General features: G+C 69.5%; 19 protein-coding genes. 16 read left to right on the top strand and 3 right to left on the bottom strand.

The window, feature by feature from the left end; genetic code table 11:
* Nucleotides 1-62 precede the first annotated feature (62 nt).
* Both ACFHWT_RS03670 and ACFHWT_RS03665 read left to right on the top strand, forming a co-directional pair.
* Complete coding sequence (locus ACFHWT_RS03670) at nt 63-572, top strand: MarR family winged helix-turn-helix transcriptional regulator (protein ID WP_416593128.1); 510 nt, start codon at nt 63-65, stop codon at nt 570-572.
* Complete coding sequence (locus ACFHWT_RS03665) at nt 569-2152, top strand: MDR family MFS transporter (RefSeq protein WP_416593127.1); 1584 nt, start codon at nt 569-571, stop codon at nt 2150-2152. The genes ACFHWT_RS03670 and ACFHWT_RS03665 overlap by 4 nt, the downstream gene beginning before the upstream one ends.
* A gap of 15 nt (nt 2153-2167) precedes the next feature.
* Here the strand turns inward: ACFHWT_RS03665 and ACFHWT_RS03660 are convergent, their stop codons facing one another.
* From ACFHWT_RS03660 to ACFHWT_RS03650, 3 genes are read right to left on the bottom strand one after another with little or no spacing between them, the layout of a single operon-like run.
* A complete protein-coding gene (locus tag ACFHWT_RS03660) occupies nt 2168-2662 on the bottom strand; it encodes an NUDIX domain-containing protein (RefSeq protein ID WP_416593126.1) in 495 nt (164 codons plus the stop codon).
* Nucleotides 2663-2703: 41 nt separating this feature from the next.
* Nucleotides 2704-3450, bottom strand: a complete 747-nt coding sequence (locus ACFHWT_RS03655) for an ABC transporter permease (RefSeq protein ID WP_416593125.1) — start codon at nt 3448-3450, stop codon at nt 2704-2706.
* The gene (locus ACFHWT_RS03650) at nt 3443-4405 is read right to left on the bottom strand and encodes an ATP-binding cassette domain-containing protein (protein WP_416593124.1); all 963 of its coding nucleotides are present in this window, start codon (nt 4403-4405) and stop codon (nt 3443-3445) included. Before ACFHWT_RS03650 ends, ACFHWT_RS03655 begins: the two co-directional genes overlap by 8 nt.
* Nucleotides 4406-4504: 99 nt before the next feature.
* Here ACFHWT_RS03650 and ACFHWT_RS03645 point away from each other — a divergent pair, with 99 nt between their 5' ends.
* The 14 genes from ACFHWT_RS03645 (at nt 4505) to ACFHWT_RS03580 (ending at nt 26634) form a co-directional block, all read left to right on the top strand.
* Nucleotides 4505-5278, top strand: a complete 774-nt coding sequence (locus ACFHWT_RS03645) for a TetR/AcrR family transcriptional regulator (protein ID WP_416593123.1) — start codon at nt 4505-4507, stop codon at nt 5276-5278.
* Between the two features lie 78 nt (nt 5279-5356).
* Nucleotides 5357-5710 (top strand): ArsR/SmtB family transcription factor, encoded by a 354-nt coding sequence (locus ACFHWT_RS03640; protein WP_416593122.1) that lies wholly within the window; start codon nt 5357-5359, stop codon nt 5708-5710.
* Complete coding sequence (locus ACFHWT_RS03635; protein ID WP_278173392.1) at nt 5710-5997, top strand: hypothetical protein; 288 nt, start codon at nt 5710-5712, stop codon at nt 5995-5997. The genes ACFHWT_RS03640 and ACFHWT_RS03635 overlap by 1 nt, the downstream gene beginning before the upstream one ends.
* Before the next feature lie 32 nt (nt 5998-6029).
* Nucleotides 6030-7013 (top strand): NAD(P)-dependent alcohol dehydrogenase, encoded by a 984-nt coding sequence (locus ACFHWT_RS03630; RefSeq protein WP_416593160.1) that lies wholly within the window; start codon nt 6030-6032, stop codon nt 7011-7013.
* A gap of 123 nt (nt 7014-7136) precedes the next feature.
* A complete protein-coding gene (locus tag ACFHWT_RS03625; protein WP_416593121.1) occupies nt 7137-8000 on the top strand; it encodes a glutaminyl-peptide cyclotransferase in 864 nt (287 codons plus the stop codon).
* Between the two features lie 80 nt (nt 8001-8080).
* Nucleotides 8081-9088, top strand: coding sequence for an ABC transporter substrate-binding protein (locus ACFHWT_RS03620; RefSeq protein WP_416593120.1), 1008 nt, complete (start codon nt 8081-8083; stop codon nt 9086-9088).
* Nucleotides 9085-9906 carry a class I SAM-dependent methyltransferase gene (locus tag ACFHWT_RS03615; RefSeq protein ID WP_416593119.1) on the top strand — a complete coding sequence of 274 codons (822 nt, stop codon included), beginning with the start codon at nt 9085-9087 and terminating at the stop codon, nt 9904-9906. The genes ACFHWT_RS03620 and ACFHWT_RS03615 overlap by 4 nt, the downstream gene beginning before the upstream one ends.
* On the top strand, nt 9903-10940 hold the full coding sequence (locus ACFHWT_RS03610; protein ID WP_416593118.1) for a FecCD family ABC transporter permease: 1038 nt from the start codon (nt 9903-9905) through the stop codon (nt 10938-10940). The genes ACFHWT_RS03615 and ACFHWT_RS03610 overlap by 4 nt, the downstream gene beginning before the upstream one ends.
* Nucleotides 10937-11707, top strand: coding sequence for an ABC transporter ATP-binding protein (locus tag ACFHWT_RS03605; RefSeq protein WP_416593117.1), 771 nt, complete (start codon nt 10937-10939; stop codon nt 11705-11707). The genes ACFHWT_RS03610 and ACFHWT_RS03605 overlap by 4 nt, the downstream gene beginning before the upstream one ends.
* Nucleotides 11708-11816: 109 nt before the next feature.
* Nucleotides 11817-12311, top strand: coding sequence for a DUF6924 domain-containing protein (locus ACFHWT_RS03600; RefSeq protein WP_416593116.1), 495 nt, complete (start codon nt 11817-11819; stop codon nt 12309-12311).
* Between the two features lie 113 nt (nt 12312-12424).
* Nucleotides 12425-15610, top strand: a complete 3186-nt coding sequence (locus ACFHWT_RS03595) for a hypothetical protein (RefSeq protein ID WP_416593115.1) — start codon at nt 12425-12427, stop codon at nt 15608-15610.
* Nucleotides 15611-15633: 23 nt separating this feature from the next.
* Nucleotides 15634-19281: a LamG-like jellyroll fold domain-containing protein gene (locus ACFHWT_RS03590; protein ID WP_416593114.1), complete on the top strand. Its 3648-nt coding sequence runs from the start codon at nt 15634-15636 to the stop codon at nt 19279-19281.
* A gap of 47 nt (nt 19282-19328) precedes the next feature.
* A complete protein-coding gene (locus ACFHWT_RS03585) occupies nt 19329-26135 on the top strand; it encodes a polymorphic toxin-type HINT domain-containing protein (RefSeq protein WP_416593113.1) in 6807 nt (2268 codons plus the stop codon).
* A 4-nt stretch (nt 26136-26139) separates the two neighbouring features.
* Complete coding sequence (locus tag ACFHWT_RS03580; protein WP_416593112.1) at nt 26140-26634, top strand: SUKH-3 domain-containing protein; 495 nt, start codon at nt 26140-26142, stop codon at nt 26632-26634.
* Nucleotides 26635-26645 lie beyond the last annotated feature (11 nt).

The following is a 26645-nucleotide window of genomic DNA, read 5'->3' as shown; positions in this document are numbered from 1 at the left end:
TTTCCGCCCCGGCATGGCAGAATGCTTGTAGCAAGCAACTATCGGATGGGGTGAGATCGGCGGTGCACACCGACCCGCCGACCGGTCCCGACGCGGAGCTCATCGCCCTCGGCAAGCAGTTCGGCGTCTTCCACCGGTCCGTGCACATGTTCTACCAACGGCTGCGGTTCGACCCGCCACTGGAGCGGGCGGCCTACACCCTGCTGGTGCGGCTCGCCGGCGACCGGCCGGCCCGGCTCAGCGTGCTCGCCGACGGCCTCGGCCTGGACCTGTCCACGGTGAGCCGCCAGGTCGCCGCGCTGGAAGCGGCCGGGCTGGCCACCCGTACGCCGGATCCCACCGACCGGCGGGCCAGCGTGATCGCGGCAACCGAGCTCGGCGTGCAGGTCTACACCCGCAACCGGGCGATCTGGGTGGGCGCGATGCGGGACCTGCTGGCCGACTGGACCCCGGCCGAGATGAGCGAGTTCGGGCGGCTGCTGACCCGGCTCAACGAGACGATCACCACCCGCTACGGGGGGACGGATCCGGCGGATCGCTGTCCGCGGGGGGAAGGGGAAACGCCGCAATGACGACCACCGAGGAGCGGGTCGCGCCGGCGCTGAGCCGCCGGCAGATCCTGCTGCTGCTGGCCAGCCTGATGACCGGCATGCTGCTGGCCGCGCTCGACCAGACCATCGTCGGGGTGGCGCTGCCCACCATCGTCGGCGAGCTGGGCGGGATCAACCACTACTCGTGGGTGGTCACCGCGTATCTGCTGGCGTCCACCGCGTCGACGCCGCTGTACGGCAAGACCGCCGACCTGATCGGCCGCCGACCGGTGTTCCTGTTCGCGATCGGGATGTTCCTGCTGGGCTCGCTGCTGGCCGGCATGTCGCAGAACATGACCCAGCTGATCGTCACCCGGGGCCTGCAAGGGCTCGGCGCCGGCGGCCTGATGACCCTGGCGTTCACCATCATCTCGGACGTGGTGTCGCCCCGCGAACGCGGGCGCTACCAGGGCCTGTTCGGCGCCGTCTTCGGCCTGTCGTCGGTGGCCGGTCCGCTGGCCGGCGGCTACTTCGCGGAGACGAACTGGCGCTGGATCTTCTACATCAACGTGCCGCTGGCCATCATCGCGATGGTCATCTGCTGGTACGTGATGCGGCTGATCCCGTTCCGGCGCCGGGATCACGCGATCGACTGGCTCGGCGCGACCCTGCTGGTGGCCGGGGTCAGCGCCATTCTGCTGGCGCTGAGCTGGGGCGGCGGCGAGTACGCCTGGGGCTCCCCGGTGATCATCGGACTGTTCGCCGTCGGTGCGGTCCTCGCCGCGGTCTTCCTCGTCCAGGAGTCCCGGGTCGCCGAGCCGATCCTGCCGTTGAGGCTGTTCCGGGAACCGACCTTCGCGCTGGCCAACGCCGCCGGCTTCGTGCTCGGTCTGGCCATGTTCGGCTCGATCATCTTCATCCCGCTCTACCTGCAGATCGTCAAGGGCGCCTCGCCGACGGCCAGTGGTCTGCTGATGCTGCCGATGATGGCCGGCATCATCGTCACCTCGGTGGCCGCCGGGCGGGCGATGACCCGGTACGGCCGGTACAAGTGGTTCCCGGTGGCCGGCTCGGGGGCGCTGGTCGCCGGCGGTCTGCTCTTCACCCAGCTGGAGGTGACCAGCCCGCTCTGGCAGGCCTTCCTGGTGATGGTGGCGGTCGGCGTCGGGCTCGGGCTGTCCATGCAGTCGCTGGTGCTCGCCGTACAGAACGCGATCCCGCTGCGCGACCTGGGTGCCGGCACCTCCACGGTGACCTTCTTCCGGACCCTCGGTGGCTCGTTCGGGGTCGCGATCCTCGGCGCGGTGCTCAACGCCCGGCTGACCGGCGAGATGGCCGACCGGATGCCCGCCGCGATCGCCCAGCTGCCGCCGGAGCAGGCCGCCGACATCGCCGCCGCCGGCGGCGCGGAGATCTCGATCGACCAGCCGGCGGTGATCCTGGCGCTGCCCGACCCGGTCCGGGACGCCATCCAGTACGCCTTCGTGGAGTCGCTGCACACGGTGTTCCTGGTGACCGGCCTGGTCGCGGTGATCGCCGTGCTGATCACGCTGGTGCTGCCGGACCGGGAGCTGCGCGGCGAGGTCGAGTCGCAGACCACCTCAGCCGACCTCGCCGGATAGTAGTCCGCCCCGGGTCTACTTCAGCACCAGTTGTCCGGAGTGCTCGAAGGCGGCCAGGTCGGTGAGGGTCTCGCCGACGGTGCCGGCCAACGGGGCCGGCATCGCGGCGGGGGCGAAGAACCCGGCGTCGGTGGTTTCGTCGGTGACGGTCAGCAGCTCGCCGGCGAAGCCGTCGACCCGGAAGCAGACCACGAACAGCTGGTATGTGTCGTCGAACATGTTGGTGAAGGTGTAGTCGGCGCCGGTGTGCATGGCGAACGGGGTGACCCCGGCGGCCCGCAGCCCGGTCTCCTCGTAGACCTCCCGGGCGGCGCAGCCGGCGATCGACTCGCCGAGCTCCATCGCGCCGGCCGGTAGCGCCCACAGTCCGTTGTCCGACCGCCGGATCAGCAGCACCCGGTCGTCGGCGTCGCGGACCACGCACCGGGCACCGACGAACATCAGGGTACGGTCGCCAGCCAGCGCCCGCAGTTGTCCGAGGTACGAATCCGCCCAGGAGATGCTGGCCATGGATCAACCTTAGGCGAGGCGGGCGCCGATCGGGTCCTCGATCAGTGGCGGGTACGGGTCTGGAACAGCAGGGCGGCGGCTGCGACCGAGACCAGGCTGATGCCGGCGCACCAGGCGAGGGCGGGTCCGACGCTGGAGCCGGTCGGCTGGTCGAGCAGCAGTCCTCGGATGGTTTCGATGACCGGGGTGGCGGGCTGGTGTTCGGCGAACCCGTGCAGCCAGGTCGGCATCGTCTCGATCGGCACGAACGCGCTGCTCGGGTAGGGCAGGAACAGCACGAAGAAGGTGAACCCGCTGGCCGCCTCGGCCGACTTGGCGAGCAGGCCGACCGCCGCCGACAGCCAGGACAGCGCCACGATGAAGGCGAGCAGTACGCCGATGGCGGTAAGCCACCGCAGTGGCCCGGCCTGCGGCCGGAAGCCGATCAGGTACGCCACGGCCAGCACGATCCCGGCGGAGGCGAGGTTGCGCAGGCTGCTCGCGGCGACGTGGCCGGCGAGGATCGCCGCGCCGGCCACGTCCATCGAGCGGAACCGGTCGATGACGCCTTCGCTCATGTCGCTGGCGACCGAGACGGCGGTCATCGACGCGCCGTACGCTGCGCAGAGCAGGATCACGCCGGGCACGACGTAGGTGACGTACCGGGTGCCGGTCTGGATCGCGCCGCCGAACAGGTAGACGAACAGCAGCATCAGCATGACCGGCAGCATCAGCGCGGTGATCAGCCCGTCGACGTTGCGCAGGCTGATCCGCAGGCTGCGCTGCGACATGACGGTGACGTCAGACATGAGTGGGCTCGCTTTCCTGGCTGGTGGCACGTCCGGTGAGGGCGAGGAACACGTCGTCGAGGCTGGCGGCGTGCACGGTGAACCGGGCGACGGTGTCGCGTCCGGGGTCGATGTCGTCGAGCAGTGCCCGCACGTGTCCGGCGCTGCCGTCGGTGGGCATGCTGACCAGCAGCCGGTCCGGGGCGACGGGGCCGGCCCGGCCGCCGGCGCGGGCGACGAGCTGGCTGAAGGCGGTCCGGTCGGTGGCGGTCAGGTCGAGCCGTTGCCCGGCCACCCGGTGTTTCAGCTCGTCCGGGGTGCCTTCGGCGACCACTTGGCCGCCGTCGAGCACGGCGATCCGGTCGGCCAGCTGGTCGGCCTCCTCCAGGTACTGGGTGGTGAGCAGGACGGTGGCGCCACCGGCGGCCAGTTCGGCGATGACCTGCCACAGGTCCTGCCGACTGCGCGGGTCGAGGCCGGTGGTCGGCTCGTCGAGGAACAGCACCGACGGCGCGCCGACCAGGCCGGCGGCGAGGTCGAGCCGGCGCCGCATCCCGCCGGAGTAGGTGCCGACCCGGCGGCGGCCGGCGTCGACGAGGTCGAACCGGTGCAGCAGTTCGGTGGCGCGTCGGTGTGCGTCGGTGCGGGACAGTCCGGCGAGTCGGCCGAGCATCCGCAGGTTCTCCCGGCCGGTCTGCAGGATGTCGATCGCGGTGTGCTGGCCGGTGAGGCTGATTGCCCGCCGTACCTGTCGGCGTTGCCGGACCGCGTCGAAGCCGGCGACCCTGACCTGGCCGCTGTCCGGCCGTAGCAGGGTGGCCAGGATCCGTACGGTGGTGGTCTTGCCGGCACCGTTCGGGCCGAGCAGCGCGAAGATGCTGCCGGCGGGTACGGCGATGTCCACTCCGGCCAGCACGGCGTGCCGGCCGTACGCCTTGGTGAGGGCGGTCGCCCGCACGGCCAGGTTGTCCTCCATGGGATGCTCCCCCCGGGTCGGTCGATCTTCTGCGTACGCCACACGCTTAGGCGTACGGTATACGCAGTTGGGGTCGCCCGGCAACAGGTGGTGTCGGCGGTGGACGGAAAGGGCGGCGCGACGATGGCGGAGACCGGGACCGGGACGGGACTGCCGGCGAGTATCGAGGCGGCCTGGGGGTTGCGGGACCGGCCGCAGAAGGGGCCGCGCCCGGCATTGACCCTGGCGCGGGTGGTGGCCGCCGGTGTCGCGGTGGCCCGCGCGGAGGGGATCGACGCGGTGTCGATGAGCCGGGTCGCCAAGGAGCTCGGCGCGGCGACCATGTCGCTCTACCGTTACGTCTCCGCCAAGCACGAGCTGATCGACCTGATGGTCGACGCTGTCTACGGCGATCCTCCGCCGATCGGGCCGGACGAGGACTGGCGGGCCGGGCTGGGCCGCTGGGCCTGGGCGGTGACCGACGTCTACCGGCGGGATCCATGGATCATCCAGGTGCCGGTCAGCGGGCCGCCGATCACCCCGAACGCGGTGGCCTGGGCGGACAACGCGCTGCGCAGGCTCGCCGGGACCGGCCTGGACCCGGCCGAACGGCTCGCCGTGGTCCTGTTGATCGCCAACCTGGTACGCGGCGAGATGGTGCTGGCGGTGCAGTTGGCCGAGGCGTACCGGGGCCCGAACGCCGGCAATCTGACCGACTACGGGGGACGGTTGTCCCAGCTGATCGACGAAGAGCGGTTCCCGGCGATGAGCGAGGTCGTCGCCAGCGGGATCTTCGAGCAGCCGGACGACGGCGAGAACGAGGACCTGCGGTTCGCGCTGGATCGGGTGCTGGACGGCATCGAGATGCTGATCCGCGCCCGCAAAACCGACTGAACGGGCGCCCGTTGGCGTGCTGGTGCTGAGCTGCTAGGCTTTCACATGTCAGAAGAACATGACATGTGAAGGAGAGCGATGACCCCGGCCACGCCCTCCGGTGACGATCTGGTCGAGAAGCTGGCGGCGCTGGCCAACCCGCTGCGACTGCGGATCATCGCCAGGCTCGCCGCCGGCCGGGACTACGTAAGTCACCTGTCCCGCGAGATTGGTATCAGCCGCCCGCTGCTGCACATGCACCTGCAGCGGCTGGAGGCCGCCGGTCTGATCGCCGGAAGTCTGGAGCTGTCTGCGGACGGCAAGGCCATGAAGTACTACGAGGTCGTCGACTTCGACCTCCAGCTGACTCCGGCCGCGCTCGCCGAAATGGCGGCCACCCTCACTGAACCGGACCCATCCAGATCGAGTCCCGCCCGCAAGGAGAAGTCCTGATGTACGTCTTCGCCGCCGAGGGCGGCAACACCTGGCCAGATGTCGTGTTCATCCTCGGCGTACTGACCCTCGGCGTGTTCCTGATCGTGGTGGTCGTCGCCTCCCTGCACGAGTTCCGCAAGACGAAGCTGCTCGCCAGCCAGGAGGAGGCGATGCGTCAGCTTGTCCGCCGCTACGAGCAACTCGCCGAGAACTCGGTCGACACGCAGCAGCGGGTCGCGGCCGACCTGGCCGAGCTGCGGACCCGGACCAGCGCCATCGAGCAGATTCTGCGGACCGTCGAATGAGCGCCGGTCGGACCACCCCGATCACCGACACCATGCGGGCGATCGTCCAGGACCGCTACGGGTCCGCCGAGGTGCTGACCGTGCGGCAGCTGCCGTGTCCGTCCATCACGGACAAGGAGCTGTTGGTACGGGTACAGGCCGCCTCGGTCAACTACGCCGACCGGGTGTTCGTCACCGGTGAGCCGTACCTCGCCCGGTTGGCCTTCGGCCTGTCCGGCCCGCGGGCGAAGGTGCGCGGGCGCGACGTCGCCGGCGAGGTCGTCGCGGTCGGTGCGGCGGTCTCCGACTTCCGCCCCGGCGACCGGGTGTACGCCGAGATCGACAGCGGCAGCTTCGCCGAGTACGCCGCCGTCCCCGCCGACCGGGCCTGGCGTACCCCGGGGAACGTCACCCCGGTGCAGGCGGCGACGGTGCCGCTCGCCGGGGTCACCGCCTGGCAGGGGTTGCGGGACCACGGCCGGCTCCAGCCCGGTCAACGGGTGCTGGTCAACGGGGCCTCCGGCGGGGTCGGCACCTTCGCGGTGCAGCTCGCCAAGGCGCTCGGTGCCGAGGTCACCGGGGTCTGCCGGGACCGCAACGTCGACCTGGTGCGCTCACTCGGCGCGGACGACGTGATCGACTACACCCGCGAGGACTTCACCCGGTCGGGTCGGCAGTGGGATCTGATCTTCGACGTGGCAGGTCGGCACCGGCTGACCGACTGCCGCCGGGCGTTGACTCCACGCGGGACGTTGGTCCTGTGTGGCGGCACGGGTAGCCGCTGGTTCGGCCCGGTGGGCCGGCTGCTGCGGTCGAAGGTCTGGGCGCCGTTCGTCAGCCAACGGGTGACCGGGTTCCTGGCCAGGCCGGGGCAGCAGCCGCTGCGGGAGCTGACCGAGCTGATCGAGGCCGGCCGGATGGTCCTCCCGGTGGAGCGGACGTTTCCGCTGGACCGCGCGGCCGAGGCGGTGCGGTTCTTCGTCGAGGAGCATCCCCGTTCCAAGATCGTGGTCGAGGTGACCCCGGCCGGGTCGTGATCGACACGCGCTGGCCGGCTCGGGCGTCGCGGCCCGTCCGCCGGGTGCGGACACCCGGCCGCCGGTGCGCGACACTTGTCGACGACCCGACGGCGGACCGGAGCCGTGCGTGGGGGTGCAGCCGTGAGCGGAGCGGAGGTGGGCGGCGTGCTGGGTCGGCGACGGGCCGTGGTGGTGCTGCTGGCCGCCGTCGCAGTGGCCGCCGCCGCGGCATACGCCGGGTCGCGGTCCGCCGGGCCGGCGACGGTGCCGCTCGTCGACGGGCGGTCCGCGGCGGTCGTGCCCGTCGAACAGTTGCGGGTGGAGGTGCTGGCCCGCTACCCGCACGACACGGTGGCGTTCACCCAGGGGCTGGAACTGGTCGGTTCGGACCTGTATGAGGGCACCGGCCAGTACGGCGAGTCCGAGTTGCGGGTCGTCGACCCGGCCAGCGGCACGGTACGGCGTCGGGTGAGTCTGCCGGACACCGTCTTCGGCGAGGGCATCACCGTGCTCGAGTCGCGCATCTGGCAGATCACCTGGCGGGAGGGTGTCGCGTACGAGCGCGACCGGGAAACCCTCGACGTGCTGCGCGAGGTGACCTACGACGGCGAGGGCTGGGGCATCTGCCACGACGACGCGGCGGACCGGCTGGTGATGAGCGACGGCACCGATCGACTCACCTTCCGTGACCCGGCCACCTTCGGCCCGACCGGGTCGGTCGCGGTGACCCGCGCCGGTACGCCGGTACGCGACATCAACGAGCTGGAATGCGTCGACGGCCAGGTCTGGGCGAACGTCTGGCGGACCGACGAGATCGTCCGGATCGACCCGGCGACCGGGCAGGTCGTCGCCGAGGTCGACGCCGGTGGGCTGCTGGCCGGTGCGGAGCGGGCCGGGGTGGACGTGCTCAACGGCATCGCGGCGGTGCCCGGCACCGACGAGTTCCTGATCACCGGCAAGTACTGGCCGGCGTTGTTCCGGGTCCGGTTCGTCCCAGGTTCCTGACTCACAACTCAGCGCCGGCGGTGCTTTCGGAGCCCGTACCCCCTGCTTGACCTGCGGCTGAGCCGTGCTAGCTTGCCGACATGAAAACCGTTACCGTTTCCGCTGGGCTAGCGGTGGTGCTGGTGGTCGGCCTGGCCGGCTGCGCCACCGCCAGCCCCGATGTCGATACCGAGGCCGCTGCGCCCCCGGAAGCCGGTGCCGTCGAGATCACCAACTGCGGCACCACGCTGACCGTGACCGAACCGCCGCGCCGCGCCCTCACCATGGAACAGAACGCCACCGAGATCATGCTCAGCCTCGGGCTGGCCGACCACATGATCGGCACCAGCTACCAGACCGACCCGGTGCTGCCCGAACTGGCCACCGACTACGCCGACGTGCCGGTACTCGCCGACCTCTACCCCAACCGCGAGGCCGTCCTCGACGCCGCACCCGACTTCGTCTACTCCACCTTCACCTCCGCGTACGGCCCGGACGCCGCCGGCCCGCGCGCGGACCTCGCGGCCCTGGACGTCCCCGCCTACCTGTCCCGGTTCGCCTGCGAGGACCCGGCTACCGGCGAGACCGAGTTCCACTTCGACGGCATCTTCGCCGAGATCACCGAGATCGCCACCATCTTCGGCGTCGCCGAGCGGGGCGAGCAGGTCGTCGCCGACCAGCGTGACCGGCTGGCCGCCGCGACCGCGACCGCCGACGCCCCGGCCGGCACCGACCTGCTCTGGTACTACTCCGGCACCGCCACCCCGTACGTCGCCGGAGCCGGCGGCGTGCCCGCCGCCATCAGCGCCGAACTTGGGGTGACGAACGCCTACGGCGACGCCGAGCAGACCTGGCCGGCCGGCAACTGGGAGGAGATCGCCGCCCGCAACCCCGACGTGATCGTCCTCGCCGACCTGACCCGCGGCGGAGACGGCGACAGCGCCCAGTCGAAGATCGACTTCATGCGGAGCAACCCGACCACCGCCGCACTCGACGCCGTCAAGGCCGGCCGGTTCATCACCGTCCCCGGTTCGTCGATGGACCCGTCCGTACGCAGCGTCACCGCCGTCGAAGCGGTCGCCGCCGGCCTCAAGGAGCTGAACCAGTGACCGACCTGACCACCGAACCCGCACCCGACCTGACACCCGACCCGACCACCGCGCCGCCGCTCGACCCCGCCGAGGCGCGGCGGCTGCTCGACCTGTGGGACACCCAGCAGTCCGCGTACGTCGCCTACCGGGAAAACCGCTTCCAGGTGCTGCTCGACCTGCTCAGCCTGCACCTCGGTGACCGGCCGATCACCGTGCTCGACCTGGCCTGCGGGCCCGGAGCGATCTCCGACCGGGTGCTCGCCGCGCTGCCCCGGGCCCGGTGCGTCGCCGTCGACTACGACCCGGTTCTGCTGCGCATCGCCGCCGGGGCACTCGCCGGTCACGGCGACCGGATCGACGTACGCGACGTCGACCTGGTCGCCGACGACTGGGCCGACCGGCTCGGCGTCGACCAGGTCGACGCGGTGCTCAGCTCCACCGCCCTGCACTGGCTCACCCCGACACAACTGCTCGCCGTCTACACCGCCGCCGCCGGGCTGCTGCGTCCCGGCGGCATCCTGCTCAACGCCGACCACCTGCACTTCGGGCCGGAGCATCCGACGCTGGCGGCGGTCGCACAGCGGCACGACGAACGCACCCAGCAGGCAGGCTTCGCCGCCGGGGCGCTGCGCTACCAGGACTGGCACACCGAAGCGGCCCGGGTACCGGCCCTCGCCGCGCTGGTCGCCGAACGGCAACGGCGGTTCGCCGACCGCCCGAAGCCGCCCGACGCGCCACTGGAGTTTCACCTCGCCGCGCTGCGTACCGCCGGGTTCACCGAGGTCGGCACGGTCTGGCAGTACCTCGACGACCACGTGGTGTTCGCCCGACGATGACCCGCACCCCCTGGCGGACACCGCCGACCACCTGGACACCGGTGTTCGTCCTCGCCCTCGCGGCGCTGGCACTCAGCGTCGCCGGGGCGACCACCATCGGCACCGCCGACCTGACCGTCACCGACGTGTTCCGCACCCACGGCGTACACCTCGGGCTGCCACTGGAACCGCTACCCGCACTGGCCGACAGCATCGTGTGGAACCTGCGGACGCCCCGGGTGCTGCTCGCCGGGCTGGTCGGCGGCGGGCTGGCGGTCTGCGGCGCGGTGCTGCAGGCGTTGACCCGCAACCCGCTCGCCGACCCGTACCTGCTGGGCATCTCCGCCGGTGCCTCGACCGGCGCGGTGTCGGTGCTGGTCCTCGGGCTCGGCGTCGGCGCCGGTGCGCTCACCGGCGGCGCGTTCGCCGGTGCGGTCGCCGCGTTCCTCGCCACCCTGGCCCTGGCCGGTCGACGGTGGACCGAACCGTCCCGGATCCTGCTCGCCGGGGTCGCCGTCGGCCAACTGTTCGCCGCCGTCACCAGCCTGATCGTGGTCTCCGCCGCGTCACCGCAGCAGACCCGGGGGGTCACCTTCTGGCTGCTCGGTTCGCTGACCATGGCCGGCTGGTCGACGGTGGCGCTGGCCGCAGCCGTGGCCGCCGGGGCGCTGCTGATCTGCTGGGCGGCCACCCCGGCGCTGGACGCGTTCGCGTTCGGCACCGACGTCGCCCAGTCGCTGGGATTCTCCCCGGTCATCGTGCGGGCGCTGCTGTTCGGCACCACCGCGTTGCTGGCCGCAGTGCTGGTCGCGGCCAGCGGCGCGATCGGCTTCGTCGGGCTGACCGTGCCACACGCCGCCCGGTACCTGGTCGGTTCCCGGCACCGGATCCTGCTGCCCACCTGCGCCGTCATCGGTGCCACCTTCCTGATCTGGGCGGACACCGCCGCCCGAACGGTGTTCGCGCCGCAGGAGGTGCCGGTCGGGGTGGTCACCGCGCTGCTCGGGGTGCCCGCGTTCGCGCTGCTCATCCGCCGCCGGCAGGCGCCGGCATGAGAATCCGCGCCGAGAAGATCACCTGGGCGGTACGCGGAAAGCCGCTGCTCGCCGACGTCACCCTCGACGCGCCCGACGGCACCCTGGTCGGGCTGCTCGGCCCGAACGGCTCCGGCAAGTCCAGCCTGCTGCGGGTGCTCGCCGGCCTGCAGCGACCCGACTCCGGCCGGGTGCTGCTCGACGGGGTCGACACCCGGTCCATGCCGCGCCGGGTGCTGGCCCGGCGGCTCGCCGTGGTCACCCAGCATCACGCCTCCGACGCGGACATGTCGGTGCTGGACGTGCTGCTGCTGGCCCGGATCCCGCATCGGCCGCTGCTGGCGGCCGGCTCGGCCGCTGACCTCGCCGCCGCCGAGCAGGCACTGGTCGACGCCGGGTTGGCCGGCTTCGCCGACCGGCGCTGGTCGACGCTGTCCGGCGGGGAGCGGCAGCGGGTCGACATCGCCCGTGCGCTGCTGCAGCAACCGCAGGTGCTGCTGCTCGACGAGCCGACCAACCACCTGGACGTCCGCTACCAGCTGGACCTGCTGGAACGTCTGGCGGCCGGCCCGCCGACGGTGATAGCAGCCCTGCACGACATCAACCTGGCGGCGCGGTTCTGCGATCGGATCGTGCTGCTGAACGGCGGCAGGGTGGTGGCCGCCGGCTCCCCGGCACAGGTGCTCACACCGGCCCGGATCGCCGAGGTCTACGAGGTCCACGCACAGGTCGACGACGACCCGGACGGCCGTCCGTACGTCCACTTGCGAAGCGTGGTGTGGGGGTGAAGCGCACGCCCGACCGATCGGACCGATTCCGCTACCATGCCGCCGATCCGGCTCACGTCTCTGCGGCGTTGGGCCCGGTGTCGCCGCCGATCCGAAGGAGCCAACCGAGATGCCTACCCGTCCGCTGATCGTCCGGACCGATGACCTCGAGTTCGAGCCGTGCGTGGTGCGGACTGACTTCTCCGATGAGGCGGCCTGGCAGCAAATTCTGCGTCGGCTGAACAACGACCCGGTACGTTCCACCGACCTCCCTGCGGCGACGGTCGTCGACGACCCGGCCTTCGACGGCGCCACTGTCGAGGAGGTCCTGGCGGCGATCGCGGCGGACGACAGCCCGGCGGTGTTCTTCGTCGCCGATGCTGTGACCATGCGCGGCGAGCAGCCGCTGCTCGCCGTCAAGGTCCCGGACGACGAGGACGACGCTCCGGACGAGGGCGACGAGGACGACGACGGGTTCGTGGAGCCGACCCGCGATCAACCGTTTCGGCTGCTCCCTGAGACGGTGCTGAGCGTGCACGGCAACCTGACACTGGCCAACATGGACTTCGAAGACTACGGTCCAAGCGACGACGATCCGACTACATACGTCTACCGTGGACTGTAGCTGCTGGTCGCTGCGTCGCGCCGCCACCCCATCGACTTTCATTGACAGTCAGGAATCGACCCCGTAGCGTCACAGGCCACTCAGCTTGAGGGTCTCGCACGGGGGAGGACCGCATGGCCGTGGGTCGATGGCGCGCGTCCGGAGATGCGCCACGATGGACCGCAGCGCTGACCGCTGCGGCGGTACTGCTGGCTGTGGCGGCCACAGTCAGCGCCGAGGATCCAGTGCGGTCAGATACCCTGCTCGCCGCACCCACCACGGCGCAGGGGCAGGCACTGCAGGCCGCCCGGAACAGCGGTAAGCCGGTCCGCATCGACGGGCAGACCTCGGAGACCACCGAGGTGTGGGCCCGTCCGGACGGCCACCTCGAGGCACGGATCGCCGCCGACGTCGTCCGAGTTCGCCGCGACGGTGCCTGGCTGCCGGTCGACCTGCGGCTGAGCCGGGCCGCCGACGGCAGCATCGCGCCCGCCGCACACCCGAACGACCTGCGGATCTCCGGTGCCCGCCCGGCCGGCACCCACGAGCTGGCCGCCGTCGGCCAAGACGCCGCCCGAATCGCGATGAGCTGGACCGGCGCACTGCCGGAGCCGCGGCTCGACGGACCCGTCGCCACCTACCCCGACATACTGCCCGATGTGGACCTGATGGTGCGGGCCACCCGGACCGGCTTCGAGCAACTGCTCACTGTGCACGACCGCGACGCCGCCGACCGGATCCGCGAGATCCCCCTCACGCTGAGCGGACCGGGCATCGCCGGGCACCGCCACGACGAACTCGGTGGCATCACCCTGACCGGTGCCGACGGTGACCCCATCGCCACCGTCCCGGCACCCGCTATGTGGGACGCGCAGACCACCCCGGCCGGCACACCGGCCCGCACCGCACCGATCGGCACCACGGTCACCGCCCGCGCCGACGGCATCGACCTGGTGCTGCGCCCCGCCACCGACTGGCTGGACTCGCCCGACACCGTCTACCCGGTCACCCTCGACCCGACGGTCGACCCACTGTCCACCACCTTCGACGCGTACGTCCGGGAAAGCGTCACCACGAACCAGAGCGGCACCAACGACCTGCAGATCGGGCTGCTTGCCACCAGTCCACCGACGATCACCCGGTCGTTCGTCACCTGGGATGCGGCGGTGCTCGCCGGCAAGCAGATCAACTCGGCGACCGTCCACTTCTGGAACTGGTGGTCGCACACCTGCACCCCGAAGGCATGGGAGATCTGGTCCACCGGCGCGGCCAGCACCGCCACCCGGTGGACCAACCAGCCGCAGTGGCTGCACCACGAAGCCAGCTCCACCATGACCAAGGGCTACGACTCCAGCTGCGACGACGGCTGGTCCACGATCAGCGGCACCGGGTTCTTCCAGCGGGCCGCGACCGCCGGGGCTAGTCAGGCACACATGGGCATCCGGGCCACCGACGAGACCGACACCGCCACCTTCAAGCAGTTCCGCTCCCGGGACACCTCCACTTCCTCCCAGGTGCCGTACGCCGTCGTCACGTACAACTCGTGGCCGACGGTGACCGCCCGGTCGACGGTGCCGGCCACCGCCTGCGTCACCGGCACCAACCGGCCACTGGTCAACACCTTGACCCCGCAGCTGCAGGCCAGCGTCGCCGACGACGACGGCACCGCGATGTCGGTCGAGTTTGAATGGTGGGCGGTCGGTGCCTCGGCGCCGCTCGGCGGCCAGACAGTCGGCACCGTCCCCTCCGGTGCCACCGCGAGCGTCACCGTGCCGGCCGGCGCGTTCCTCGACGGTGGCCGCTACCAGTGGCGGGTGCGGGCCGACGACGGCGTCACCGGCAGCGCCGTCTGGTCCGACTTCTGCGAGATGACCGTCTACGTGACCGTGCCACCAGCGGAAGGCTGCGTCGGCGGAGTCGCCAACGATTACGACGGCGACGGAGTGGCCGACGTGGCGATCGCCGACCCGGAAGCCACCGTCGCCGGGCAGGCCGAGGCCGGCCAGGTGCACGTGCGCTACGGCGGCAGCGGCGCCGTCGACACCCTGCACGAGAACAACATCCAGGGGTCCGGGATCGCTGCGGCCGGCGACCAGTTCGGCGCGGCGTTGGCCAGTTACGACGTGAACAACGACGGCTGCACCGACCTGGCCGTCGGGGTGCCGTACGACGATCTCGGCGGCCAGGCCGACGGCGGCCTGGTGTACCTGCTGCTCGGCTCCACGGACGGGCTCGCCGGTGGCCCGTCCTCGATCATGCTGCACCAGAGTCAGTCGGAGTTCCCGGAGACAACCGAGGCCGGCGACTGGTTCGGGTTCTCCCTCGCCGCCGGGCACACCGTGGTCGGTGAGCCGTTTCTGCTGATCGGCGCGCCCGGTGAGGACGTCGGCACCGCAGTCGACACCGGCGTGGTGCACTACCTGCGAGGCACCGGGAACATTCTGCTCAGCCAGGGCGGCAACGGTGTGGTCGGCGCGCTTGAGAACGACGACAGAACCGGCTATGCGCTGGCCGCGTCAAGCCACCACTTCGCCATCGGCTCGCCGGGCGAGGCGATCGGCGCCGAGGTCTTCGCCGGCGCGGTCAACGTCTTCCGCCACCAGTACACCTCCGGCCTCCCCACCCTGGTCGGCGCGATCGACCAGGACCGGGCCGGCGTGTGGGGCACCTCGACCGCGAACGACACCTTCGGCAAGTCGCTGTCCATGGTCGATTATCGTGCGACCGGTGCGCCCGCCGGCGGGACCGACTCGTTCCTCGCCGTCGGCGTTCCCGGTAAGGAGTACGGTGCCGCCGGCATCGCCGACACCGGCGTCGTACAGCGGTTCCACGTCACCGACAGCGGATTCACCGAACTGCCGGTCCTCGCCCAGCACATCGTCGGCGTACCCAGCGGCGACGAGGAGGGCGACTACTTCGGTGAGCGGGTCCACCTCGTCAACCTGGCACCCGGATCGGCCGCGACCGCGCAGAATCTGCTGCTGGCCGTCGGCGCCCCCGGTGAGGACACCGGGTCGGCCGCCGACGCCGGAGTGATCCGGGTGTTCGGTGCGGCCGCGGACCCGATCACCGGCTACGCGACCGTGGAACGGGTGTCCGGTGCCCTACCCGGGGCACCGGCCGCGCAGGAACTACTCGGCCTGGCGATCGCCGGCAACCAGACCCATCTGTACGTCGCCAGCCCGTACTCCGACCAGGCGGTCTACGCCATCCCCTGGTCGACGCTGGCCGCCGGGTCGGCGACGCCCGAGCACGTGTGGCGGGCCGGTGAAGACGGCTTCCCCGCCGGAGCGGTCGCCTTTGGGACGGCGGTCGACTGATGGCCATCGACAGGTGGAACGGCGTGACGGGGGAGGACCGCGACATGATCGGTGGCAACACGAAGCTCAGTGGCCGACGCCGGCTCGGGCTGAGCCTCGGCCTGGCCGGGCTGCTGACCGCGTACGCGGTGGTGGCCAGCCCGGCGACGGCGGCCCCGGACCGGACGGCGCAGGCCGCCCCCGCACCGGCGGCGGAGTCGGACGAACCGGCACCGGCAACGGCTGTGGACGGCGCGGAGCCGGTCCGGCAGACCGAAGCCGAGGCGTTCGCCCACGCCGTCGAGATTGGAGAGCGGGTCGAAATCGGCGCCCTGCAGGGTGAGAGCTCCCAGACGTTCGCCAACCCGGACGGCACGCTGACTTCGGTGCATCACGCCCAGCCGTTCCGGGTGGTCCGCGACGGCCAATGGGTGCCGACCGACGCGACCCTGGTCACCGCCGCCGACGGCAGCATCGGCCCCCGGGCCGCCACCCTCGGGCTGCGGCTCTCCGGTGGTGGCGACACCCCCCTGGTACGGGTGGAGCGCGCCGGCCGCAGTATGACCCTCGACTGGCCCGGTGCCCTGCCGGAGCCGACGGTCGACGGTGACCAGGCCATCTACGCCGAGGTGCTGCCCGACGTGGACCTGGTGGTCGATGTCGAGGTCACCGGCTTCTCCCACGTACTCGTGGTCAAGACCCCGGAGGCGGCACAGCATCCAGAACTGGCCGAGCTGGAGTTCGGCCTGGCCACCGCCGGGCTGACCGTGCAGGACGGCCTCGAAGGTGGGCTGGCCGCCGTCGACGCGGTGTCCGGCGCGCCGGTGCTGGAGGCCGCCGCACCGGCGATGTGGGACTCGGGTGACAACGACGCCGCGACGCCGGGCCGGACCGCTTCCGACGCCGGAGACGCGACCGGTGTCGACGCCATCGAGTCCGCCCCGCCGGGTGCCAGCCTGGCGCCGATCGGCTGGCGGATCGACGGCGACACCCTCACCCTGCTGCCCGACCAGGCGATGCTCACCGATCCCGACACCCGCTGGCCGGTCTACATCGACCCGGTCTGGCAGGACACCCGCAGGAGCGACTGGGCGATGGTTGCCAGCGGCTACCCGCACATGTCGTACCACAAGTTCTCCGGCACCGAAGGCGTCGGCGACTGCCCGGTCGACTCCGGGCAGTGCAACAAGGTCGGGAAGAAGCGGATCTACTACGCGTTGCCCACGCCGTACGCGGGGCGAGCCATCCTGAGCGCGGAGTTCCGGGTGACGATGACCCACACGTACAACTCGACCCCGAGGAACGTCTCGTTGTACCGGGCGTCGTCCGGCATCAGCTCCGGCACGAACTGGAACAACAAACCGGCGCTCGGCGTCCTGCTGCAGACGAAGGCACCGACCGAGAAGAAGAACTCCTGCACCTCGACGAACCAGAACGTCGGCTTCACCGCCACCGCGGCGGTGCGGGAAGCTGTGACCAAGGGCTGGTCGACGACCACGTTCGGGCTCGCCGCCACGGACGAGAACGACCAGACGGCGTTCAAGCGGTTCTGCGGAAACGCGCTCCTGGCTGTGCACTACAACCGGACACCGAGCCAACCGAAGCAGTCCGAGTTGACCATGTCGCCCGGTGGCCAGTGCGTCACCGGCACCAACCGACCGTACGTGGACACCCCGCCGACGCTGTTCATGGTGCTACGCGACCCGGACCACAGCTCGTCGCACACCGAGGATGTCCGGGGCCAGATCCTCTACTACTGGTACGACTCGGCCGGCACCCGGGTCAACAACTACGTCACCACCGGGTGGAAGGCCAGCGGTTCCCGCTTCCAGTACACCCTGCCATCGAGCATCCCGCAGAACACACCGATCACCTGGGAGGTCCGGGCCGGCGACTCGGAGGTCTGGGGGCCATGGAGCTGGGAAGGCAGCACTCAGACCGCCTGCCAATTCGTCTACGACTCCACCGCGCCGGCCGCGCCGGACATCGACTCACCGGAGTATCTGCCGCTCGACGCCGGAGAGCACACCAGCGCCTGCGTCGAGGACGACCAGCACCGGGGCGGGGTCGGCATCTACGGCACCTTCACCTTTGACTCGGTCTCCACCGACACCGTCCGCTACCTGTACGGGTTCAACACCAACCCGTTGCCGGACAACGAACTGGTGCCGACCAGCCCTGGCGGCCCGGTGTCACTGCGCTGGATGCCAGTCGATGACAGATTGACTAGCGTCACGGTGCAGGCGGTCGACCAGTCCGGCCTGCGGTCGGCGATCGCCACCTGCATGATATCCGTGCCGACCCGGCTGGCGGCAGGCGAATGGGGGCTCGGCGAGGCAGCCGGTGCCGCATCGGCTGAGGACGCCCGGGGCAACCATCCGGCGGTCGCCGGAGCCGGGGTGACGTTCGGAGTGTCCGGGCCGGGCTGCGGTGACTCCGGCTCCGAGTGCCAGTTCGACCGGGCAGTCCAGTTCACCGGCGACGCCGCCGACAGCTACCTGGCCACCACCAGCTCGGCGTTGACCGACACGTCGACCGGGTTCGGAGCCAGCGCCTGGGTGCGGCTCACCGACGACACCACCGACCGGGTCGCGGTCAGCCAGGACGGCAGCGGCGAGCCCGGCTTCACCCTCGGCTTCGACGCGGCCACCGGCAAGTGGGAGTTCGCGATCCCGTCGACGGACGTGCTGTCGCTGGGCGGCTGGGCGGTGACCAGCACCGCCCCGGCGATTCGCGACGAATGGACTCATCTGGCGGCCGCGTACGACCCGGAGCTCAAGACGATGACGCTGTACGTCAACGGAGACGTCCAGCCGACCGTGCAGCGTCGGTCGGCGTGGAAGTCCCGGGGCGCGGTGCAAATCGGTCGGGCGTATGCCCGCAGTGGCCACACCGCCGGCTGGGCCGGTGAGCTGGCCGACATCGCCGTCTACGACCGGGTGCTGGTACACCGGGAGGTCAGCGAGCTGTCCACACTGCGGCCGATCCGCCTCGGCTACTGGCCGCTGGACGACGTCTCCGGCGACCGCAGCCCCGAATACGACGACGAGAACGGCCAGGAGCTGCTGTTGGAAGGCGGTGCCCACCTGTACGCACCGGATGTCGACGAGGATCCGTTCGTCGAGTTGCCGCTGGTGGGTGGCGGGCATCTGGTGCTTGACGGGGTTGACGACCGGGCCCGCACGGAGTCACCGGTGGTGGTAACCGACGGCAGCTTCACGGTCGCCGCCCGGGTGCGGCTGCCCAGCCCGACCTGCGGCGACCGGGATCAGGCAGTGCTCTCCCAGTCCGGCGTCGCGGCGAGCGGATTCGTCATCCGCTGTGGCAGTGCCAACCGCTGGGAGCTGGTGCTGCCGCACAGCGACACCAACGACCCGCAGGCCACGGTGGTCTTCGACGTCGACCTGCTGCCGAGCGCCGACCAGCACGGCCAGCACTTGGCGGTGGTCTACGACGCATTCCGCAACGAGGTGCGGCTCTACGTCAACGGCGAGGTGGCCACGGCAGGTGCCGCCACCTACACCGCCGGCTGGCTGGCGGGCGGGCCGCTGCAGGTGGGCCGGGCGCTGCACAACGGCGCCTTCGGCCAGTACCTCGGCGGTGTCGTTGACGAGGTACGCGCCTATACCGGGGTCGCTGACGACGAGTCGATTCAGCGGCTTGTCCTTCCAGAGCCGAATCCGTACCTGTGATGCGCCGATCTCCCGTCCGCTTCGCCTCCTTCCCCCTTGGAGTGGTGATGAGTTCCCGGATTCTGGCTACGACCCCGGTCAGCCGTCAACGGCTGACCGCCGGTGTCACCTGGGCGATGGCGGTCGTCGTCGCCGCCGGCCTGCTGCAGGGGGTGGAGAGCCCGGCCCGAGCCGAGCCATCCTCCGGGGCACTGGCCGTCCAGCAACATGACGAACCGGCTCCGGACCGCCCGGCGGCTCCGGTGCCGCCCCGCGAGCCGAACCCGGTGGTGCAGGCGGCACTGCGTACCGCACCGGAGGTTGCCTGGCCGGCGGCCGGGACGGTGGAGGTGCCGGTGACGCCGGTGGCCAGTCCGACCAGCGGGGCGGGCCGGGCGGCCGGCACCGCGCCGCCGAGCAGAGTGCGGGTGCAGACCCTCGACCGCGCGGTGTCGACGAAAGCGAAGGTCGACGGACCGGTCACCCGGATCGGGCGGGCCGCCGGCGAGACCGGTGCCGGCACCGTCCGGGTGGCGTTGAGCTACGCCGGGATCGCCGATGCGTACGGCGGCGACTTCGGTGCCCGACTGCGGCTGGTCCGGTTGCCCGACTGCGCGTTGACCACGCCGGACGCGTCGGCGTGTGCGCCGGAGCCGGTACCGGCGGTCAACAACGCGGGATCCGACACCCTTACCGCCACGATCGACGTCGGTGCCGGCTCGGCGCTGTTCGCAATGGTCGCTTCGGAGGCTTCGGCGCAGGGCAGCTTCGGCGCGACCGAGTTCGCGCCGTCGTCGAAGTGGAACGTGTCACCGTCATCGGGTGCGTTCAACTGGTCGTACCCGATGCGGGTGCCGCCGGTGCCGGGCGGGCTGACCCCGTCGGTGGTGCTCGGTTACAACTCGCAGGCCACCGACGGGCGGACCGCGACCACCAACAACCAGGGCTCCTGGCTGGGCGAGGGCTTCAGCTACGACCCCGGGTACGTCGAACGCCGCTACAACACCTGTCTTGACGACGGCCGTGACGGCATGGGCGACCTGTGCTGGGCGCACGACAACGCCGTACTGATGCTCAACGGACGGTCCAGCACGCTGGTGCGGACCGGCAGCACCTGGCGGTTCGCCAATGACGACGGGTCGAAGATCGAGCGGTACAGCGGGACGGTCGACGGTGCCGTCAACGGTGACAACGACCGCGAGTTCTGGAAGGTCACCACGATCGACGGCACCGAGCACTACTTCGGGCTGAACCGGCTGCCCGGATGGGCGTCCGGCAACGCCGAAACCAACTCGGTGTGGACGGTGCCGGTCTTCGGCGACGACAGCGGCGAACCCTGCTACAACGCGACACTGGCGAACGCCTGGTGCCACCAGGCCTGGCGGTGGAACCTCGACTACGTCAAGGACCGGCACGGCAACGTCACCTCGTACTTCTACGAGCGGGAGACGAACCACTACGCGCTGCGGGCGCAGACCACCGTCAACGGCACCGCGTACCACCGGGGTGGTTGGCTCAAGCGGATCGACTACGGTCAGCGGCACAACGCGGTCTACTCCACCCCGGCACCGGCCCGGGTGGTATTTACCGACGCCGAACGGTGCATCCCGAGCGGCAGCATCACCTGCGCGCCGGGTCAGTTGAACAACAGCACGGCCAACTCCTGGCCGGACGTGCCGTGGGACCGCAACTGCGCTGCCGGAACCCACTGCACGGCCGGCCAGTCGTCACCCAGCTTCTGGACCCGCAAGCGGGTCAGCCAGATCACCACCGAGATCCGCACCGCCAGCGGTTGGACGCCGGTCGACTCGTGGAACCTGACCCACCTGTTCACCAACAACGCCGACGGCAGCCGGTCGCTGTGGCTGCACAAGATCGACCACCAGGGCCGCTACGGTGGCGGCGACCCGCTGACCGTGCCCTCGGTTGAGCTGGGTCCGCTGCAGCTGCCCAACCGGATCGACATCCCTGGCGACAACGTCGCCCCACTGATCCGGCCTCGACTGACCACCGTCTACACCGACTCCGGCGGTCAGGTCGACGTGACCTACAAGTCGCCGGACTGCTCGGCCAACTCGCTGCCGACCCCCGGCAACAGCACCCGCCGCTGCTACCCGGTGAAGTGGTCGCCGAGCGGCGAGGTGAATCCGATCACCGACTGGTTCCACAAGTACGTCGTCGAGTCGGTCACCGAAACGGACCGCACGAACGTCGAGCCCGGCACCGCCCTGGCCCCGGACATGGTGACCAGTTACGAGTACCTGGGCGACGCGGCCTGGCGGCACGCCGACCCGGACGGCATCGGTGACACCGAGTTCCTGACCTGGAACCAGTGGCGCGGCTACGAGAAGGTGCGCGTCCGGCGCGGCGACGGCGAGACCTTCACCACCCGCACCGAGCACACCTACCTGCGCGGCATGCACGGCGACAAGAACCCGGCCGGCGGCACCCGCACGGTCACCCGTACCGACTCGGTCGGCACTTCCCACACCGACCACGACGAACTCGCCGGCTTCGAGATCGAGACCGCCGTCTACAACGGCTCTCAGGTCAGCAGCAAGTCGGTGACCAGCCCGTGGCGTTACGAGACCGCCAGTTACAGCCGGCCGTGGGGCACCGATCGGGCGTTCTTCGTCAAGCCGCGGGTCAGTCGGGGTTTCACCGCGCTGGCTGGCGGCGGCTGGCGGGAAACGAAGTCGATCACCACCTACGACCCGGCGACCAGCGGCTACACCGACCCGGTCGGGCGGGTCACGCAGGTCGAGGATCTCGGCGACGTCAGCACCGCCGCCGACGACCAGTGCACCCGGACGACCTACGCCGACAACCACGGCCTGCGGCTACGGACCCTGGTCGCCCGCGAGGAGACCGTCTCGGTCGCCTGTTCGGTCACCAACCCCGACCGGGCCACCCAACTGCTGACCGACAACCGGACCTCGTACGACGGCCAGGCATACGGTGCGACGCCGGCCAAGGGCAACGCCACCCGGATCGAGAAGCTCGCCAGCCACAGCGGTTCCGCCGCGAGCTACGTCACCGTCGGCGAAGGCACCTTCGATATGTACGGCCGGCCGCTGACGGCGCAGGACGGCTCCGGCGCGGTCACCAACATCGCCTACACCGAGACGAATGGTCTGACCACCCGCAAGATGGAGACGGGGCCGCAGATCCGGGTCGGCACCGCCGACACCCGATTTATCGCGACCACCGACTACCACCCGGCGTGGGGACAGCCGGTTACCCAGATCGACTGGAACGGCAAGCGCACCGACGTCGAGTACGACAAATTGGGTCGCGCCGTCCGAGTCTGGCTGCCGGACAAGTCGAAGGCGAGTAACCCTACCGAGCCGAGTGTCCGGTATACGTACCAGAACCAGGACACCGCGCCTGTGTCAGTGAAGAAGGAGCAAATCGTAAACGGCGTATCGAACGCCGAGTTTACGATTTACGACGGCTTCCTCCGCCCCCGGCAGATTCAGGTGCCCGGACCGGATGGTGGACGGCTCGTCTCGGAAACCTTCTACACCGCCACCGGCAAGGTGGCGAAGTTCAACGACAAGTTCCACGCCTCCGGTGCCCCGTCAGGCACTCTGCTGAAGACGGTCAACGGCGATGTCGACCTGCAGACGGTGTATCAGTACGACGGCGTGGACCGGGTCACCGACACCATCACCCTGGTCGCCTTGGACGAGAAGTGGCGAACGGTTACCACCTACGGTGGCGACCGGGTGCATGTCGACCCGCCGACGGGCGGCACCCCGACGACCACCATTACCGATGCCCGTGGTCAGATCGTCGAGCTACGGCAGTACCATGGTGCCGGGCCGAGTGGCAGCTTCGACAGCACCACGTACACCTATACCCCTGCCGGTCAGCAGGCCAGCGTCACCGACTCGGCCGGAAACGTGTGGACCTACCGGTACGACCAACGTGGTCGCAAGATCGAAGCGGTCGACCCGGACAGCGGGACCAGCACCTTCACCTACAACGACTACGACCAGTTGACCTCCACTACGGACGGTCGGGGCGTCACTGTCAGCCACACCTACGACGTGCTCGGCCGAAAGACCGGCACCTATCAGGGCTCGGTCGAGACCGGTACGAAGCTTGCCGAGTGGGGATACGACACCGTCGCCAAGGGACAACTCTACTTCGCCACCCGCATCGTCGACGGCGGCCACAAGTATCACACCGTCTACGTTTCTCGAGATGCCCACTATCGAGCGACTGAAGTGCGATACAGCATTCCCGCAGGCGACACGGATGCTGAGCTCGGCGGACTCTACAAATTCCTCACCGTTTACAACGACGACGGCACTGTTAAGGGTACGACATTCCCAAAGGGGGGCGGTCTGCCGGTCGAAGGTGTCAGTTACACCTACGACAGCCTGCAGCGGGTCACAAGGATTACTGGTGACGAGTCATATCTCAGCGACGCTACCTACACGTCGACCGGTGAGCTTCAGTGGGCGCAGGTCAGCGCCGGTAGCCGTAAGGTCGAAGGTGCCTACACCTACGAGGAGGGCACCAATCGGCTGATCAGATCGATGCTACGCCGTCAGCCGATTGTGGGTGACAACCCGGCAATGCCGAACAGCGACATCGACCAGCGCTACGAGTACGACGACGCCGGTAACGTGCTGTCGATCGCTGACCTGCCGAGCACCGGCGTCCGGGACATTCAGTGTTTCCAGTACGACTACTTGCGGCGAATGACGCGGGCCTGGAGCACGGCGACCACGGCGAGTGACCCGTGTGCGGGTGGGCCGGGCACCAGTGGGGTGGGAGGGCCGGCACCGTACCACCACTCCTACAGCTACGACCTGGCTGGTAACCGGCTGAGCGAGACGATCCATGCTGCGGGTGGGGCCGACGAGGTGGAGCGGACGTATTCGTATCCACAGCCGGGTCAGGCGCAGCCGCACACGTTGTCGCAGGTCGTGGAGGAGACGTCGGCCGGTGACCGGTTGTACTCGTACGAGTACGACGCGGCGGGCAACACGACGAAGCGGGTTCGGGTCGGCGAGGAGCAGGACCTGGTCTGGAACGCCGAGGGTCGGCTGGAGTCGGTCACCGAGGACGGGGAGACCACCAGTTTCGTCTACGACGCCGATGGCGGTCGGTTGGTCCGAAAGGATCCGGATTCGATCACGGTGTATCTGCCGAACATGGAGTTGAAGCTGAACCGCTCCAACTCGGTGGTCGATGGGACGCGCTACTACCCGGTCGGCGGTCAGTTGACGGTGGTGCGAACGGTCGCGGGTGTGCAGGTGCAGGCTGCGGATCATCACGGTTCCGGGCAGGCCGCGGTGGACGGGGCGACGGGGCAGATCACGCATCGGCGGATGGCGCCGTTCGGCACGCCGCGCGGCACTCAGCCGGGGGTTGGCCAGTGGTTGGGCGAGAAGGGCTTCGTCGGTGGTACGCAGGACGCGTCGACGGGGTTGACGCATCTGGGTGCGCGGGAGTATGACCCGCAGACTGGTCGGTTCATCTCGGTGGATCCGATCATCGATGTGAGTGATCCGCAGCAAATGCACGGGTACGCGTATGCGAACAATTCGCCGGTGTCGTTTACGGATCCGGATGGTCTGCGGCCGTTGGCGACGGGTGGTGGTGCGGAGGAGGACGCGTACTGGAAGAAGCGCGGTGAGCAGTTGGTGTACTCGATGTCGTCGAACCGTTGGACGGTGGTGCCCCGGCCGCCGCCGGCGTCGACGGTGCCGCCGGAGGTGGCGCAGGCGCGTCGGGATGTGGAGGACGCAAAGCAGGTCGTGGTGGCGGTGGCGAAGGAACTCGGCCAGATTTTGATGGACGAGTTGGGGATCACCGACGCGGTCGACTGTTTCATCAACGGCGACATGGGCGCTTGTGCGATGACGGCGTTGAACGTGGTGTTAACGGCGGTTGGTGGCGCCGCGGGGAAGTTGTTGGCCCGTTACGGGTTGAAGCCGATGAGGTTGAAGGCGCTCGGGGAGCGGTTGTGGAACCTGGGCGGGAAGTTGAAGGACGCGGTCGGTACGTGGATGCGGAGTCGTAAGACTCTGGACAGGGCTGAGGCGGCGGCGCCTGGTTGTAACAGTTTCGTGCCGGGGACTTTGGTGCTGTTGGCGGATGGTTCGTCGAAGCCGATCGAGGATCTCGACGTCGGGGATCTGGTGGTGGCGTCTGATCCGGAATCCGGTGAGACGGCTGTCAAGCCGGTGGTCGCCACGATCGTCGGGCAGGGGAGGAAGGACCTGGTCCAGATCACGGTCGACGTCGACGGTGGCCGGGGTGACGCCGCAGGGGTGTTGGTCGCGACCGACGGCCATCCGTTCTGGGTGCCGGAGGTGGGCGAGTGGCTCGATGCCGCCGAGTTGGCCGCCGGGCAGTGGTTGCAGACCTCCGCCGGTACGTGGGTCCAGGTCACCGCCGTGGGTCAGTGGTCCGAGACCCGTACGGTCCACAACCTCACCATCGACGACATCCACACGTACTATGTGCTGGCTGGCAACACACCAGTCCTCGTACACAACTGTAACCTTGCAAACTATGCCGACAGTGTGCGCAATAAAGCTGGAGTTAAGTTTGCCTCGGAATACACGTCGCCTTCAGGTGCAAAGTACTACGGACATAATCGGCATGGACAGCAGGCGAAAGGGCCGCTAGCGGATGCACTCGAGCAGGCTGGTCATCATGGAGGGTGTGCAGAGGTGCATTGCCTGATCCAAGCTCAGGCGGCGGAAGGTCCCGACGCCATTAGAGATGGAAGCATGCGTACAGTACAAACGCGGAACGATTCTATGCCGAATTCAAATACGACTGGGCATGGCGAGCCGGGTCGTCCTTGTGGGCGCTGTAGTCGACTGTTGGAAAATCTAGGAATCGGGTGAATCTATGATAAGTTTCGACTCGCTTAGTTACAACGTGCTCAGAGCCCTCGGTTCATCAGGGTGGAGCGCCAAACGGGCAATCGATGTTAGGCAATGGATTGAACCTCTGAGTAATGAAGGATATCGAGCCCATGCATTGGCTATAGCTGTCCTGTCGGCGTTGGGAGGGCTTTCGGTTGAGCCGGCAAATAAGGTAGGTCCAAACTTCGCGAATGATGAGCCGTACAATTTCGATCCGTTCGCGGCCGGAGCGGGTCAGCGCGCCTTGGCTGTCGAGGTAGAAACTGTTCTTGGTGGGCAGTATTATCCGATCGGTGAATGGCTCAGCTACTCGAGTGTGTTCTTAGAGTCGAAAGGGAGGGTGGTTGCTGCTGGGATGGGGTGGTTCTGGGAGATGGGGTCAAGTTTCGAAGAGTCTTTGGAGCTGGCAATTTGCGCAAACCGTCCGCTGCTGTGCCTGTACTCTGATCCGGGCGTCGCTCCTTGGCCGCCTGAATAGGTGTCGCGCAC

Source organism: Micromonospora sp. LOL_021, assembly GCF_048060215.1.
Taxonomy (GTDB): domain Bacteria; phylum Actinomycetota; class Actinomycetes; order Mycobacteriales; family Micromonosporaceae; genus Micromonospora_E.
Note: the sequence above shows the minus strand (reverse complement) of the source record. Positions and strands in the feature narration are given on the sequence as shown.

Excerpts from the sequence above, each read along its gene's own strand:
- ACFHWT_RS03665 (WP_416593127.1), top strand. The coding sequence starts at position 569 with ATGACGACCACCGAGGAGCGGGTCGCGCCGGCGCTGAGCCGCCGGCAG.
- ACFHWT_RS03660 (WP_416593126.1), bottom strand. The coding sequence starts at position 2,662 with ATGGCCAGCATCTCCTGGGCGGATTCGTACCTCGGACAACTGCGGGCG.
- ACFHWT_RS03655 (WP_416593125.1), bottom strand. The coding sequence starts at position 3,450 with ATGTCTGACGTCACCGTCATGTCGCAGCGCAGCCTGCGGATCAGCCTG.
- ACFHWT_RS03650 (WP_416593124.1), bottom strand. The coding sequence starts at position 4,405 with ATGGAGGACAACCTGGCCGTGCGGGCGACCGCCCTCACCAAGGCGTAC.
- ACFHWT_RS03640 (WP_416593122.1), top strand. The coding sequence starts at position 5,357 with ATGACCCCGGCCACGCCCTCCGGTGACGATCTGGTCGAGAAGCTGGCG.
- ACFHWT_RS03635 (WP_278173392.1), top strand. The coding sequence starts at position 5,710 with ATGTACGTCTTCGCCGCCGAGGGCGGCAACACCTGGCCAGATGTCGTG.
- ACFHWT_RS03630 (WP_416593160.1), top strand. The coding sequence starts at position 6,030 with ATGCGGGCGATCGTCCAGGACCGCTACGGGTCCGCCGAGGTGCTGACC.
- ACFHWT_RS03620 (WP_416593120.1), top strand. The coding sequence starts at position 8,081 with ATGAAAACCGTTACCGTTTCCGCTGGGCTAGCGGTGGTGCTGGTGGTC.
- ACFHWT_RS03610 (WP_416593118.1), top strand. The coding sequence starts at position 9,903 with ATGACCCGCACCCCCTGGCGGACACCGCCGACCACCTGGACACCGGTG.
- ACFHWT_RS03605 (WP_416593117.1), top strand. The coding sequence starts at position 10,937 with ATGAGAATCCGCGCCGAGAAGATCACCTGGGCGGTACGCGGAAAGCCG.
- ACFHWT_RS03600 (WP_416593116.1), top strand. The coding sequence starts at position 11,817 with ATGCCTACCCGTCCGCTGATCGTCCGGACCGATGACCTCGAGTTCGAG.
- ACFHWT_RS03595 (WP_416593115.1), top strand. The coding sequence starts at position 12,425 with ATGGCCGTGGGTCGATGGCGCGCGTCCGGAGATGCGCCACGATGGACC.
- ACFHWT_RS03585 (WP_416593113.1), top strand. The coding sequence starts at position 19,329 with ATGAGTTCCCGGATTCTGGCTACGACCCCGGTCAGCCGTCAACGGCTG.
- ACFHWT_RS03580 (WP_416593112.1), top strand. The coding sequence starts at position 26,140 with ATGATAAGTTTCGACTCGCTTAGTTACAACGTGCTCAGAGCCCTCGGT.